Origin of the sequence: Sphingomonas sp. (assembly GCF_017304635.1) — a bacterium.
Classification (GTDB): Bacteria; Pseudomonadota; Alphaproteobacteria; order Sphingomonadales; family Sphingomonadaceae; genus Sphingomonas.
On record NZ_JAFKMA010000002.1, the window covers coordinates 212,447 to 226,723 of the forward strand.

At 67.7% G+C, this 14,277-nt stretch carries 12 protein-coding genes; 7 read left to right on the forward strand and 5 right to left on the reverse strand.

Features of this window, described 5'->3' with window-relative positions:
• Positions 1–465 precede the first annotated feature (465 nt).
• Both J0I47_RS08125 and J0I47_RS08130 read left to right on the forward strand, forming a co-directional pair.
• The gene (locus J0I47_RS08125; protein WP_294046267.1) at positions 466–729 is read left to right on the forward strand and encodes a type II toxin-antitoxin system RelB/DinJ family antitoxin; all 264 of its coding nucleotides are present in this window, start codon (positions 466–468) and stop codon (positions 727–729) included.
• A complete protein-coding gene (locus tag J0I47_RS08130; RefSeq protein ID WP_294046269.1) occupies positions 716–997 on the forward strand; it encodes a type II toxin-antitoxin system YafQ family toxin in 282 nt (93 codons plus the stop codon). The genes J0I47_RS08125 and J0I47_RS08130 overlap by 14 nt, the downstream gene beginning before the upstream one ends.
• On the opposite strand, the gene J0I47_RS08135 is transcribed toward J0I47_RS08130, so the two are convergent.
• Positions 994–3,636, reverse strand: coding sequence for an EAL domain-containing protein (locus tag J0I47_RS08135; protein ID WP_294046270.1), 2,643 nt, complete (start codon positions 3,634–3,636; stop codon positions 994–996). The genes J0I47_RS08130 and J0I47_RS08135 overlap by 4 nt on opposite strands.
• A 94-nt stretch (positions 3,637–3,730) precedes the next feature.
• On the opposite strand from J0I47_RS08135, the gene J0I47_RS08140 reads away from it, so the two are divergent.
• Entirely contained in the window at positions 3,731–4,390 is a 660-nt protein-coding gene (locus J0I47_RS08140) for a glutathione S-transferase family protein (RefSeq protein WP_294046272.1), read from the forward strand.
• Between the two features lie 25 nt (positions 4,391–4,415).
• Here the strand turns inward: J0I47_RS08140 and J0I47_RS08145 are convergent, their stop codons facing one another.
• Positions 4,416–5,081, reverse strand: coding sequence for a methyl-accepting chemotaxis protein (locus tag J0I47_RS08145; protein ID WP_294046705.1), 666 nt, complete (start codon positions 5,079–5,081; stop codon positions 4,416–4,418).
• A 155-nt stretch (positions 5,082–5,236) separates the two neighbouring features.
• Between J0I47_RS08145 and J0I47_RS08150 the strand changes: the two genes are divergently transcribed.
• From J0I47_RS08150 to J0I47_RS08160, 3 genes are read left to right on the forward strand one after another with little or no spacing between them, the layout of a single operon-like run.
• Positions 5,237–6,751, forward strand: coding sequence for a fumarate hydratase (locus tag J0I47_RS08150; protein WP_294046273.1), 1,515 nt, complete (start codon positions 5,237–5,239; stop codon positions 6,749–6,751).
• Entirely contained in the window at positions 6,751–7,914 is a 1,164-nt protein-coding gene (locus J0I47_RS08155) for an MBL fold metallo-hydrolase (RefSeq protein ID WP_294046274.1), read from the forward strand. The genes J0I47_RS08150 and J0I47_RS08155 overlap by 1 nt, the downstream gene beginning before the upstream one ends.
• Before the next feature lie 12 nt (positions 7,915–7,926).
• Positions 7,927–8,388: a hypothetical protein gene (locus tag J0I47_RS08160; RefSeq protein WP_294046276.1), complete on the forward strand. Its 462-nt coding sequence runs from the start codon at positions 7,927–7,929 to the stop codon at positions 8,386–8,388.
• 18 nt (positions 8,389–8,406) lie between these two features.
• Here J0I47_RS08160 and J0I47_RS08165 read toward each other — a convergent pair whose 3' ends face one another.
• Both J0I47_RS08165 and J0I47_RS08170 read right to left on the reverse strand, forming a co-directional pair.
• Complete coding sequence (locus tag J0I47_RS08165) at positions 8,407–10,182, reverse strand: aspartyl protease family protein (protein WP_294046278.1); 1,776 nt, start codon at positions 10,180–10,182, stop codon at positions 8,407–8,409.
• Positions 10,183–10,561: 379 nt separating this feature from the next.
• A complete protein-coding gene (locus J0I47_RS08170; protein WP_294046280.1) occupies positions 10,562–12,937 on the reverse strand; it encodes a TonB-dependent receptor in 2,376 nt (791 codons plus the stop codon).
• A gap of 226 nt (positions 12,938–13,163) precedes the next feature.
• Between J0I47_RS08170 and J0I47_RS08175 the strand changes: the two genes are divergently transcribed.
• Positions 13,164–13,610 (forward strand): hypothetical protein, encoded by a 447-nt coding sequence (locus tag J0I47_RS08175; protein WP_294046281.1) that lies wholly within the window; start codon positions 13,164–13,166, stop codon positions 13,608–13,610.
• A 112-nt stretch (positions 13,611–13,722) separates the two neighbouring features.
• On the opposite strand, the gene J0I47_RS08180 is transcribed toward J0I47_RS08175, so the two are convergent.
• Positions 13,723–14,235 (reverse strand): DUF3617 family protein, encoded by a 513-nt coding sequence (locus tag J0I47_RS08180; protein ID WP_294046282.1) that lies wholly within the window; start codon positions 14,233–14,235, stop codon positions 13,723–13,725.
• Between the last annotated feature and the right edge of the window lie 42 nt (positions 14,236–14,277).

The window sequence follows — 14,277 nt, forward strand, 5'->3', positions numbered from 1 at the left end:
CCGTTCGACTCGGGAGCGAACTCCCATGCTACCATTTGCGGTCCGGGCGGCGAGAACAAAAATAGTCCACAGCCTGTGCATCAAGGACGCGTGGAGCCGTCCTGCGAATATGGTATCGCAGTCGGCAATCCACCAGTACTTGGGTCCGCCCCCGAACCTGACCGCAACAGATTGTGCCGAACCGCCGCTCGACGCAATATGCTAAATGACATTTCAGGGACTCGGTTCGTCGCTAATTTGAATCGCTTCGTCATGGGGTCGGAAGCGGCGACAGGGCGCGACGCGCGGACTTCCGCGGGGTTCGCGAAACGCAAGCGAGAAGGCGCGAAAACGCGAAAAATTTTCGGCCGGCGGACCGTGCCGATCAACCGGTTGTGGTCGGGTTAGACCTTGGTCGAATTTTCGGGCGGGGATTGTCCGACTGCAGCCTCTGCATTACATTGTCATACACGAAAGAGGTGGCAAATGGCGACGAACGCATTGGTACAGGCCCGCATCGATTCGGAGGTCAAGGACGAGGCGGCGGCCGTGCTGAAAGGCATGGGGCTGACGTTGTCGGATGCGATGCGGCTGCTGCTGGTGAAGGTCGCGCGCGAAAAGACCCTGCCGTTCGATGTCCGCACGCCGAATGCCGGCACGCGCGAGGCGATGACTGAACTCGATGCCGGCAAAGGCGTGCGTCACGAAACGCTCGATTCGCTGATGGCCGACCTGCGTGCGGACGATTGAGCGCTCGACGCGGTTCAAGCGCGACGTCAAGCGAGAGTTGAAGGGGCGTCACCGCACGACGCTGGAGGCCGATCTGGTCGCGGTCCTGTCCGCGTTATTGGCCGACCAGCCGCTCGATCCGCGATACAAGGATCATGCGCTGACCGGCGACTGGGTCGGGTACCGCGACTGCCACATCAAGCCCGACCTGGTGCTGATCTATGCGAAGCCGGACGACGACGTGTTACGGCTCGCGCGTCTCGGATCGCACAGCGAGGTGTTCGACTAACCCGCCCTGCGCAATTGCGTCCTTGCCGGGACGGCGTTCAGGCGTTCCAGATTGAAATATTGCGCGAACTCGAGCCCCGCGCGGCCGTCCTTGGCCCAGCGTACCGTCGCGGGGAACATCTGGCCTTCGAGCAGTTCGATCATCACGTCGACGCCGCCCGGTTCGCTCGGGAATTCGATGCCGTCGATCATCGCGCCGGTCGACGAGATGTTGCGGATGCGCACCTCGCCCTGCGCGGTGCCGAGGTCGAGCATCGCCGAGCGCAGCATCGTCGCGCGGGGGCTACGGCTGACCTTGTAGCCCTGCGCGGTCGCCTGGCCGCCCGCCGCCTGGAGCTGGCGCACCACTTCCTCGCTGCGCGCGGCTTTGCCGTAGACATAGCCCTGGATGTGGCTGCACCCGAGTTCGCGGATCAGCTCGACCTCGTCGTGATGCTCGACGCCCTCGGCGGTGGTTTCCATGAACAGGGTGTCGGCCAGCGTCACGATCGCCTTGATGATCGCGGCGTTGCGGTTGCCCGGGGCGGCGGCGCCGCGCACGAAGCTCTGGTCGATCTTGATCTTGTCGAACGGCGCCTTCTTCAGATAGCCGAGCGAGGAATAGCCGGTGCCGAAATCGTCGAGCGCCAGGCGGACGCCGAGTCCCTTCAGCGACTTGAACATCGCTTCCGAATGGCCGGTGTCGTTGACGAACACGCTTTCGGTGATCTCGAGCTCGAGCCGCTCCGGCGCCAGGCCAGAATTGGCGAGCGCGGACGTGACGATCGCGGGCAGCGCCGGGTTGGCGAACTGGATCGGCGAGACGTTGACCGCGACGCGCACCTCGCGCGGCCAGCTTGCCGCCTCGCGCGTGGCGGTGCGCAGCACCCATTCGCCGATCGATTCGATCAGCCCCGATTCCTCGGCGACGGGCACGAACTCGGCCGGACTGATGCTGCCGCGGGTCGGGTGGTCCCAGCGGATCAGCGCCTCGTAGCCGACGATCCGCGCCTCCGCGGTCGAGACGACCGGCTGGTAGGCGACGTGGAACTGGTCGCTGATGAGCGCGAGGCGCAGGTCGTCCTCGAGCTGCTTGCGAGTCTTCGCGCCCTCCAGCAATTCCTCGCGGAAGAAACGGTGGATGCCGCGGCCGTCGCCCTTGGCCGCGTACATCGCGATGTCGGCATTGCGCGTCAGCGTTTCCGGGTCCTGGCCGTCCTCGGGCGCGATGGCGATGCCGATCGACGCGCCGATCGAGATCGTCGAGCCCTCGATATAATAAGGCTGCGACAGCGACGCGATGATCGCCGCGGCGAGCTCGCCGAGCTGGTCGCGATTGCCGACGCCGGGCAGCACCACCTCGAACTCGTCGCCGCCCAGCCGCCCGATCAGCCCGTTCTCCCCGACCGACCGTTCGAGCCGTTGCGCGACCTGCTTGAGCAGCGCGTCGCCAACCTGGTGGCCGAGCGTGTCGTTGACCGCCTTGAACCGGTCGAGATCGAGCAGCAGCAGCGCGACCGTGGTGTTGCCGCTGCCGGTCGATGACAGCATCTGCTCCAGCCCCATCTTGAGCCGCTGGCGGTTGGCGAGCCCGGTCAGGCCGTCGAACAACGCTAGGCGGTTGATCTCCGCCTCCGAGCGGCGGCGCTCGGTCAAATCGCGGCCCGACCCGACGAACCCCTGGTAGCGGCCCTGTTCGTCGAGCAGCGGCCGGCCCGAGATCGACCACCAGCGATCGACGCCGTCCACGCTCGCCGGGCAGACCGAATAATCGGAGAAGGACGTGCGGGTCGACAGATGGAAGTTGAGCGTGCGTTCGGTCTCGACCGATTCGGCGTCCATCCGGAACGTGTCGATCAGCCGCCCGCCGAGCGGGGTGACGCCGGCGCGGACGAACTCGCGCCCGACCTTGGCCGACAGATAGGTGAGGTAGCCGAGCCGGTCGGTCTGCCAGAACCAGCCATCGCCATGTTCCTCGACCTCGCGGACGAGTTGCTCGGCGAGGCGGCCGGCGCTGGTGCTGACGCTGCGCTGCTGCTCCGTCGCCTGGTCGCCGCGCGCGAGGCGCAGGGTCGCGGCGACGAGGCCGCCCAGCGCCAGCACCGCGACCAGCGAGGCGAACGAAAACCCGGAGCGCAGCACGACGATCGCGACCAGGGTCGCGGCATAGCTGAGCGTCGCGGCGCGCACCGGATAGATCGCGATCGCGGTGACGACGATCGCCGCCACCACCGCGACGATCCCGGTGAATTGCTGATAGCCGATCGGTCCGCTCGCCAGCAGCGGGAGCAGCGCCATCAGCCCGGCGCCGATGATCGCGGCGGCCAGCGCCAGCATCCGCGTCTGCAAGTGTGTCGACACGATCTCGCCGCGCCGGGTCCACAGCAGCAGCAGGACGAACGGCGACGCGATCGCCACCGCCGCGCCGCCGGGCAGGGCCCCGCCGGTGCCGCCGCCGCCGGCGCGCAGGATCGCCGCCACGGTCAGCGGTGCGATCAGCTGGATCAGCATGACGAACGGCCAGGCGGTCGCCAGCTCGCGGAACCGTTCGAGCCGGCTCTCGGTCACTTCGGGCGCGCTGTCGGCCGCGACCCCCAGCGCGCTCCACAGGGAAAATTCGGGGGTGGAGGAAAGCGAGAGACTGCGACGCTGACGATTCATGACGCTGCCGATACGGAGCACCGCTTAGAAATGTGTTACGGAGATGCCGTCCGGCGCGCGCCGGACGCTCATTCTAGCCAAAACGGGTAGCCCGATGACGCTCAGCCTCTATGCCCACCCGCTGTCCTCCTACTGCCAGAAGGCGGAGATGGCGTTCTACGAGAACGATACGCCGTTCGATCTCAAGATGCTCGACGGCAGCGAGCCGGTGTGGAGCGCGTTCACCTCGCTGTGGCCGATCGGCAAGTTCCCGATCCTGACCGACGGCGACGGTCCCGGCGCCCGGGTCGTGACCGAAGCGACGATCATCATCGAATATCTCGACGCGCGCTATCCCGGCGCGATTCGGTTCATCCCTGACGACAAGGCGGCGGCGGTCGAAGTGCGGCAACTCGACCGCTTCTTCGACAATTACGTCAACGGCCCGCAACAGCGTATCGTCGGCATCGCGATCCAGCGCGATCAGGGTGACGAGGCGAAGCTGCGCGGCCAGCTGGAGACGGCGTATCGCTGGCTCGACGCGTGGCTGGCGGACCGCGAATGGGCGGCGGGCGGGGCCTTCAGCGTGGCCGACTGCGCCGCGGCGCCGGCGTTGCTCTATGCCGACTGGACGCATGCGATCCCGCGCGAGCATGCGAACCTGTGGGCCTATCGCGACCGGTTGCTGGCGCGGCCCAGCTATGCCCGCGCGCTCGACGAGGCGCGGCCCTATCGCCACATGTTCCCGCTGGGGGCGCCGGAGGGGCGGGATTGAGGGGATCGAGGGTGTGTCCCCGGCGCTAGTCGCGCCCGATCAATTGTCCGGCGCGGGCCGTCGCGGCGCGCGTGTCGCCGGCCAGCTTCTTCACTTCGTTGGCGACCACCGCGAAGCCGCGCCCGGCATCGCCGGCGCGCGCCGCCTCGATCGTCGCGTTGAGCGCGAGCAGGTTGGTCTGGTGCGCGATCTGGCCGATCGCATCGACGATCGTCGAGACGCGGCTGAGCGTTTCGCGCAGTTCCGCGTGCCGCGCGCTGGCCTCGGCGCGCAGTCCCTCGACCTCGTCGAGCCGGCTGCGCACTTCCCGCTCCAGCGCGACCTGGCCGCTCACGTCGCTGGCGAACTTGACGACCTTCAACGGGCGGCCGGCATCGTCGAAAATGGGGTTGTAGGTCGCCTGGATCCAGACCTCGCGTCCGCCGCGCGCCAGCCGGCAATACCGCCCGGCGTCGTATTCGCCGCGACCGAGCTTGGTCCAGAACGCGTGATAGTCGAGCGATTGCGCGTAGGCGGCGTCGCAGAAGAGCCGGTGGTGCCGACCGACGATCTCGTCCTCGCGATAGCCGAACAGCCGGCAGAAATTGGCGTTGGCGGCGAGCACGTGCCCGGCCAGATCGAACTCGATGATCGCCTGCGACCGGTCGATCGCCGCCATACGGCCGACGACCTCGGCGTGGCTCGACACCATCGGCAGGTCGCCGTCCAGATACATTCCCATCACACGCGCTCCCCAGCAGCGGGAACGTTCTAATCGGCCACGATAAAAGGATCGGTAAACGCGTCGCCAACCCATGTTGAACGGACCGTTGCGGCGACCCGCGGCTGGTCCTAGGGGGCGGGGCCATGACGACCATCATCCGCGAAGCCGATCTGATCGAGAGCGTCGCCGACGCGCTCCAGTTCATCTCCTACTATCACCCGATGGATTACATCCGCGCGCTGGGAGCGGCGTACGAGGCGGAAGCGTCGCCCGCGGCGAAGGACGCGATCGCGCAGATCCTGACCAACAGCCGGATGTGCGCGGAGGGGCATCGCCCGATCTGCCAGGATACCGGCATCGTCACGGTGTTCGTCAAATGGGGCCAGGACTGCCGGCTGGAGAGCGATAGGTCGTTGCAGGAGGTCGTCGATGAGGGCGTGCGCCGCGCCTACCTCCACCCGGAAAACAAGCTGCGCGCCTCGATCCTCGCCGATCCCGCCTTCACGCGCCGCAATACGAAGGACAACACGCCGAGCGTGCTCCATGTCGAGATGGTGCCGGGCACCACGGTCTCGGTCGATGTCGCGGCGAAGGGCGGGGGCTCCGAGAACAAGTCCAAGTTCAAGATGATGAACCCCAGCGATTCGATCGTCGACTGGGTGCTGGAGATGGTGCCGCAGATGGGCGCGGGCTGGTGCCCGCCCGGCATGCTGGGGATCGGCATCGGCGGCACCGCGGAAAAGGCGATGCTGCTGGCGAAGGAATCGCTGATGGGCGCGATCGACATGAGCCAGTTGAAGGCGCGGGGGCCGAAAACCGACGTCGAGGCGCTGCGCATCGAGCTGTACGACAAGGTCAATGCGCTCGGCATCGGGGCGCAGGGGCTGGGGGGGCTATCCACCATCCTCGACGTCAAGATCCTCGACTGGCCGACCCATGCCGCGTCGAAGCCGGTCGCGATGATCCCCAATTGCGCCGCGACCCGCCACGCGCATTTCACGCTCGACGGCTCCGGCCCGGCCTATCTCGAAGCGCCGAAACTGGACGAATGGCCCGACGTCGACTGGACGCCCGACCAGGCGGCGATCCGCGTCGATCTCGACACGCTGACGCCCGCGGTGGTGCGGTCGTGGAAGCAGGGCGACCGGCTGCTGCTCAACGGCAAGATGCTGACCGGCCGCGACGCCGCGCACAAGCGGATCGCCGACATGCTGGCCAAGGGCGAGACGCTGCCGGTCGTGTTCGCCGGCCGCGTCATCTATTATGTCGGCCCGGTCGATCCGGTCGGCGAGGAAGTGGTCGGCCCGGCCGGCCCGACCACCGCGACCCGAATGGACAAATTCACCCGCATGATGCTCGACCAGGGCCTGCTGGCGATGGTCGGCAAGGCCGAGCGCGGCCCGGCAGCGGTCGAGGCGATCAAGGATGCGAAGTCGGCGTATTTGATGGCGGTGGGCGGTGCCGCCTACCTGGTCGCGCGCGCGATCAAGGGCTCCAAGGTCGTGGGGTTCGCTGACCTGGGCATGGAAGCGATCTACGAGTTCGAGGTGCAGGACTTCCCGGTCACCGTCGCGGTCGACAGCGACGGCAACAACGTCCACCACCTCGCCCCGCTGGTCTGGCGCGAGCGGATCGCGAAAGAGAGGTTGCTGGCCTGATGGCCCGCACGCTGCGCATCATCGGGGCGGTGGTGTTGTGGATCGTGGTCGTCGTGTGCCTGGCCGCGGCGATCGTGCCGCATTTCCTCGACGCGCGATATTATCGTGGGCCGGTCAGCGACCATTTCGACGGCGAGCGCTTCTTCAACCCCGATGGCGACGACGATACCGTGTCGGTCGGCCGGAGCGGCGGGGTCGTCGCGCGCTACGTGTTCGGCAATGACGGGCGGCCGGCCTGGCCCGACCATGTCGCGGTCGCAGAGGCCAAGCCGCCGGCCCGGGTCGACGGCGAGCGCATGCTGGTGACGTGGATCGGCCATTCGAGCGTGCTGGTGCAGACCGCCGGGCTCAACATCCTGACCGATCCCGTGTGGAGCGACACCGCCGGCCCGTTCGGCGTCGGCCCACGCCGCGTCGCGGCGCCGGGGGTGCGGTTCGCCGACCTGCCAAAGATCGACCTGATCCTCGTCAGCCACGATCATTACGATCACATGGACCTCGCGACGCTGAAGCGGCTGTGGCAGCGCGACCGGCCGGCGATCGTCACCAGCCTGGGCAACGACAGCGTGATCGGCGCGGCCGGCGTTCTGGCGCAGGCGCGCGACTGGGGCGGGGCGGTCGCGGTACGGCCGGGGGTCGACGTCATCGTCAATCGCGGTCATCATTGGGACAGCCGCTGGTTCGCCGATCGCAACCGGGCGCTGTGGTCGAGCTTCATCGTGAAGCTGCCGAGCGGCGGCAATCTGTTCTTCGCGGGCGATACCGGGGCGGGCGACCTGAAATGGGCCGATAAGGCCGCGAGTTACGGCCCGATCCGGCTCGCGCTGATCCCGATCGGTGCGTTCCGCTTCGCCGCCGGACAGATGGCATCGGGCAGCCATATCGGCCCGGTCGATGCGGTCGAGGTCTATCGCCGGCTCGGTGCGGCGCGCGCGATCGGCGTGCATTGGGGCACGTTCCGGCTGTCCTACGAAGCGCGCGACACGCCGCCGCGGATGCTGGGGCTGGCGCAAGCGTGCACTGGACAGAGCGGCTTTGCGACCGTGCCGATCGGCGTCACGGTGTCGGTCCCGACCTATGCCCCGCCGCCATCCCGCGCCGCGATGTCGCGCGACGCATTGCTGCACTGTCTCGACGCGCGGGGCGGTGGCGCGCTGCGATAGGAGGAGGATGCCATGCTGGCCCTGATGCTCGGTCTGATGAATGCCGCCGCCGCGCCACAGCCCGCCACGGCAAAGGTCGTGTGCGAGGTCGGGCGGGCGGCGCTGCGCGACACCTGGCCGGCGCGCGTCGCCGATGCCGCCAAACGCGACACCACCAATTATGTCGATGTCGAGCATCGCCTGTTCGCGGCTTGCCCGATGCTCCGCGCCGAGGTGCCGGCGGGCTACACCATCGCCGATGCCGACGCCTGGGCGCGGGCCAGCGTGCATGTGCCGGTGCAGGGGCGGCAGGTCGACCCTGCCTTCATCGCCTGGATCGACGTTCCGAACGTGGCTGCGGACGGCAAGTCGGCGACCGTCCAGGTCGGCTACGACTGCACCGGCCTGTGCGGCGGCGGCGCGCTGTTTCGCTACGTCCGCACACCGCAGGGCTGGCGCCGCGACGGCCAGCCGCTGTCGCAATGGGTGTCGTAGCCCGGCGCCGCGCCCGCCTCAGGGCTCCAGCCCGAACCGTCGCGCGCGTTCGCTAAGGGTCGGGTTGATCGCCAGCGCCGCGGCGCGGTCGGCCTTCGCCTTGTCCGCCTGGCCCAGCTTCGCCTCGGTGATGCCGCGCGCGTAGAGCGACCACGCCTCGCGCGGGTTCGCCGCCAGCGCCGCGTCGTAATCGGCCAGCGCCAGCGCCAGTTCGCCCCGCCGCAACCGGATCAGCGCGCGGCTGTCGAGGAAGGCGGCGTTCTTCGGCGCCATCCTCACCGCGGCGTTGCAATCGGCCAGCGCCTTGTCGAGCTCGCGATTGAGTTGGCCCCGCGCCCAGCACCGTCCGTTCAGCGCCGCCATCCGGCCCGCATCCTCCGGATGACCCTTCAGCCACAGGTCGTAATTGGTCAGCGCCGGCTCGGGCTGGCCGAGCTCGTCGTACATCGCCGCCAGCGCGAAGCGACGGTCGGACGACGGAGCGAGCACGCCGTCGGCCGCCTTCACGTCGGCCAGCGCGCCGTCGCGGTCGCGCGCGCGCAGCCGGATGCCGGCCCGGGTGAAGCGCGCATCGACATCGCCGGGCATCAGCGCGATCGCCTTGTCGAGGTCGGTCAGCCCCTCGTCACGCTGGCGGTTGGCGAGGTGCGCGGTCGCGCGCTGATAGTAATAGCGGCCCTCGCCCGGCGCCATCGCGATCGCCTTGTCGAAATCGGCCAGCGCGTCGGTCAGGCGGTGGTTGGACATCAGCGCCGCACCGCGCCGGCTGAATTCCTCCGCGGTCTTGGGATCGGCCGCCTTGTCGGTCAGGTCCATCAGCTTGCCGTCGCTGGTATAGGCGTGCTTGGGCGACAGGCCGAACACCGGGCCGCCTTCGTAGGTCACGAACATCACATGGTTGGCGTTCGACACGAACAGGCGGTGGGTCAGGAAGAAATCGGCGCCGATCAGCATGTCGGCATTGCCCAGCTCGGTATCGCCAATGCGGATCCTGGGATGGCTGATCGCTTCCCCGCCGACATCGATCTTGTCGAACGTCGCGAGCCAGGTGCTGACGTGGTGCGAGCCAAGCCCGGTGCTGTAGCCGTCGGGCTCGACCCCGGGGGAGGCGGGGGTGACGCCGGCACGCTTGGCGGCGGCGAGCGTCATCAGCGAGCTGACCGCGCCGCTGTCGAACATCGCGGTCACCTTGACGCCGTTGACCAGCACCGTCGCCAGCGTGTGCGGGTGGAAGCGGCTCTCTGGCTCGCCGATCAGCGGCAGCATCGTCACCGGCTTGTCCTGCGCCCAATAGGCAAGGCCGACATGCCCGCACCGTGTCGTCTTCATCAGCCGCACCATGCCGTGCGGAAAATCATATTCGATGTCGGCCAGCCCGAGGATGTTCTGGCCGAGCAGCCCGGTCTGCCCCGTATCGGTGCCGCCGACGACGAAATCGACCTTGGGTACTTTCAGCCCGGCGAGTGAGAAGCTGTTGGTGACGGTGTAGCCGGCCGAGGATTCGCCGCCGATCCCCTTGACGTAGAAGCCGAGCGGCAACAGGTCGACGCGCAGCCCGTATTCGGTCGCCGCGGCGCGCGAGATCGTGCTGTAGAACGCGCCGCTGTCGAGGATGAAGCGCGCGTCCCTGTCGCCGAACTTCGCCGCGACCATCGCGCGCCGGCCAACCATCGTCACCGGCAACACCGCCATCTGCTCGACCTTGCAGCCATTGGCGGGCGGGGGTGGCGGCGGGGGCGGCGGTGCCGGCATCGCCCCACCCAGAACCATCGCCAGCAACCCGATCGCGCTCATGACTTCCCCCTCGATGATCGGGCAGCGTCGGCCCGGCGACTCTCGTGTCCGCGACGATGATCCGATTCCGATCGCCGCGCCAGCAGAGAAATCGCGCGATCCCATCGGCGACAATTGTTACGCGAAACTTACGCCCAGGTATTGGCGAGGGGACTTGTTATGCGCACCGAAGAGATGGTGGTGGTCGCCCGCAAATATCGGGCCATCGAAAGACTGGGTCTCCGCTTCCGGGCCATGCGGCATGCGGATCTTTACGCGTCGGCAACTGGCGGCGTCGGCGTGGCGTGGACGGGCCAGGACGCGATATCGTCGTCCATGTCGGAGACGACAGATGTGGCAGGACGGGCCGCGGCGGACGTCCGCGGCCCGTCTCTCGGACTCAGCGGAACGAGCCGCTCAGGCTGACCCCGAACACGCGCGGATCGTTGTAGATGCCGGCGCGGTAGTTCGAGGTGTCGATCACCCCGATCAGGTTCTTGCGGTTGGTCAGGTTGCGCACGAACGCGGCGATTTCGTACTTGCCGAACGCATAGCCGATCTTGCCGCCCAGTTCGTAATTGCCGTCCGCATTGTATTCGACCGAGCGATACAGCACGAAGTTGGTCTTGCCCTGCAGGTTGAAGTCGCCGGCCACGAACAGCTTGCTGTCGCCGCCCAGCGGAAGGTCGTATCGCGCGCTGACGTTGACGTTGTAATCGGGGGCGTTCGGGAACGGGTTGCCGTTGATGTTGGCGTAATAGTTGTTGCCGATCCGCACCGTCGGGTTGAGCACCGTTTCCGACAGCACGCCGCCCGCCGCACCGACCTGCGCATAGACGCTGGGCGCGTTGATCTCGGTGTGCAGCAGGCTGAGGCCGACGTTCACGTGGAAATTGTCGACCGGGCGCGCTTCCAGCTCGAACTCGGCGCCGTAGCCCTTGCCCTTGTTGCCGTTGAACAGCACGCCGTTGCCGTTGCTGTCGTTGCCGTTCAGCTGGATGTTGTCGATGTTGTAGTAGAAGCCGGCGATGTTCACGTGGACGCGATCGTCGGCGAAAGCGGTCTTGATCCCGGCCTCGTAGCTGGTGTTCTTTTCCGAGTTCGCGGTCGAATACGCGGAGGCGAACACCGCCGAGCGGCCCTGCACGGTCGGCCCGCGGAAGCCGCGCGCGTATCGGGCGTAGACGCTGACGTTGCGGTCGAGCTTGTAGAGCAGGCTGGCATCCCAGCTCGGCTGGGTGTCCGACAGGCGGCAATATTGCGCCGTGCCGCAGGCGTAGGACGAGGTCGGAGCGGTCGCCGGCACGCTGAGCGTCGCGAAATTCGGATGGAGCAGCAGGTTGGTGCTCTTGGTGTCGTTGGTGATGCGCACGCCGCCGGTCGCGGTCAGGCGATCGGTCAGGTCGTAGCTGATCTGGCCGAACGCCGCCCAGCTGGTGTTGACGTTGCGCAGCAGCACGTAGTTGTTCGGGTTCGGCGTGGTGCCGAGCACGTTGCTGGTCAGGAAGAACGAGCGCTGGTCGAACTCGGTGCGGTCGCGCGCGTCGAAATAGATGCCGCCGACCTGCCACTTGAACGGGCCCGTGTCGGGGCTCGCCAGACGCACTTCCTCACTCCACTGGTCGAGCCCGCGCAGACGGCCTTGCGACTGGCCGCAGCCGACCGAGCAGATGTTGGGGGAAACGCCGCCGAAATTGGCCGCCGCGCCGCCGTCGGTGTCGCCGCGGCTATAGCCCGAGGCGTGTTCCCACGCGGTGATCGAGGTCAGCGTCGCGCCGCCGAAGTCGTAATCGGCCTTCAGCGACACGCCGTGCGTCTTGTACGCCTGCGGATTATTCTGCGCTTCGTCATAAGCGACGACCGAGCGATCGAACGAGGCCGGGACGGCATTGGTGCCGGGGATGATCGACCCGCGATAGAAGATCGAGGCGGTGCCGCTATAGTCGCGGAGATGACCCGACAGGCGCAAGCTGAACTTGTCGCTCGGCTTGGCCAGGATCTGGAGACGCAGGTCGCGTTCGGTGAACCGGCCCATCACGTCCTTGCCCGGCACGGTGCCGTCGTCGGACGGGCCGGTATAGGTGTTGCTGATCCAGTTGTCGCGATGCTGGTACAGACCCGACAGGCGGAAGCTCAGGCTGCCGTCGCTGGTCAGCGGACCGCCGACGCCCAGGTCGGCGTTGACGCTGTTGTAGCTGCCATAGCTCAGCGTGCCCTGGCCGGCCCAGGTCGCGGTCGGCTGCGCGGTGTCGAACTTGACGATGCCGGCGGTGGTGTTGCGGCCGAACAGCGAGCCCTGCGGACCCTTCAGCACTTCGACCTGCGCGATGTCGAACGCCGGATTCGACTTCAGCACGACATGCTCCTCGACTACGTCGTCCTGGATGATCGACACCGGCTGCGATGCGCCGAGATAGAAGTCGATGTTGCCGAGACCGCGGATGTAGAAGCGTGGGAAAATGCGGCCGGTGGTCGATTCGACGTAGAGGCTCGGCACCTTACCGCTGAGCGACAGCAGCGTGTCGGCGCCCGACGACTGGAAGTCCTTCAGCGCGTCCGGACGGAGCACCGACACCGCGACCGGCACGTTGATCGTGTTCTCGGTGCGGCGCTGCGCGGTCACGACGATGGTGTTCTGATCGTCCTGCGGCGCGTCGACCGTTGCGGGTGGCGCGTCCTGCGGCGCGGGCGCGGCGGTCTGCGCGGTGGCGACCGGCATGGTGGCGATGGAGGCCGCCCCGACGAGGAGCAGCGCGACGAACTTCTGGTGCTTCATGTGACGATGGCCCTTTTGCAGGAGGCGCCGGATTATTGTGCGGCGCGGCATTACGACCGCGCCCCTGCTCGCGAAATGTGACGGCATTGCGACATATTTCACGTCGCGCCGGACCACGTCCAACTAATCTAGAGTGTTGTAACTGCGCCACATCGCGACGGCTGCTTGGCCCTCCGTCCGCACCCTGCTAGCACCGTCGGTCAGGGGAGCAGGCATGGCGGGCAGAGTGGGGCGGGGGCCCCTGTACGAGACCAGTATCGAGCGGGTCGGGCTCGCGATCGGCGCGGGCGGGGCGATGGGCGGCGCGATCGCGACGTTGCTGCTCGCGTTTGCGGGCGGATATTCGCTGGGCACGATGGTGAGTGCGCTGGTGATCGGTGCGCTGTTGACCGCGCTCGGCGTGACGGCGCTGGCGGCGATCCCCTGGGCGTTGCTCCACGCGAGCGGGCGGCGCGGGCCGGTCGCGGCGGCGGCGGTCGGCGCGGTGATCGGGTTCGTGCTGTTCCTGAGCGGGCAGACCTACGGCTTCGGCTTTTCGCCCGCGCCGGCGATGGATGCGGGGACGTGGCTCTATCGCTGGGCGAGCGGCATCGCGACCAGCCTGGTGATGGCGGCGATGGCGGCCGGTGTCGCCGTCGTGATGTGGCGCGTCGCGTATCGGCGGGTGGGGTGACGAGCGAGCGTCGATAAGCCGGCGGCGGAACTGCCGCCCGGACTGCCGGGCAATACCCGACCGGACAAATCGCCGCCGGCGCGCCCGTCTTGCGCGCGCCGGTGGCGATCGATCACATCGGACCGGAGCCCGCGGGCGGCGTGATGTCGCCGGGCTTGCAGTCGCCGGTGCGCTGCATCTGCATGCGCAGCTTCATCGACATCGGCGCCTTGCCGCCCGGGGGCGTCGTCTCGGTCTGCATCGTCAGGTCCTGCGACGTCGCGGTGATCGAGCCGTCGGCGGTGACCTTCGACTGCGTTCCGTTCTTGGTGCACACGCCCGAGACGTGGATGCCGGAGGAATTGACCTCCTGCCGGTCGAACTTGCAGTCGCCGCCCTGGGTGATGCCCTTGGTCGGGTCGCTCTTCGCCGACGCTTCCGGCGTGATGCAGATCGACATGTTGCTCATCGACGCGAACATCGGGCCCATCATCGCCTTCACCTTGTCGGCGTCGGGACCCTGCGCGTCGACCAGCTCCATCTTCATCGACCAGCTGCCCGGTTGCGGCTTGGGCGGCGGGCCGGGCTTGGCGCAGCCGGCCAGCAGGGTCGCGGCCGCGGCGGCGGCGATCGTCAGAGTGCGCATGGTGATTCCTCCCTGTGTCGCGACCCGGCGAGGATCGCGAAA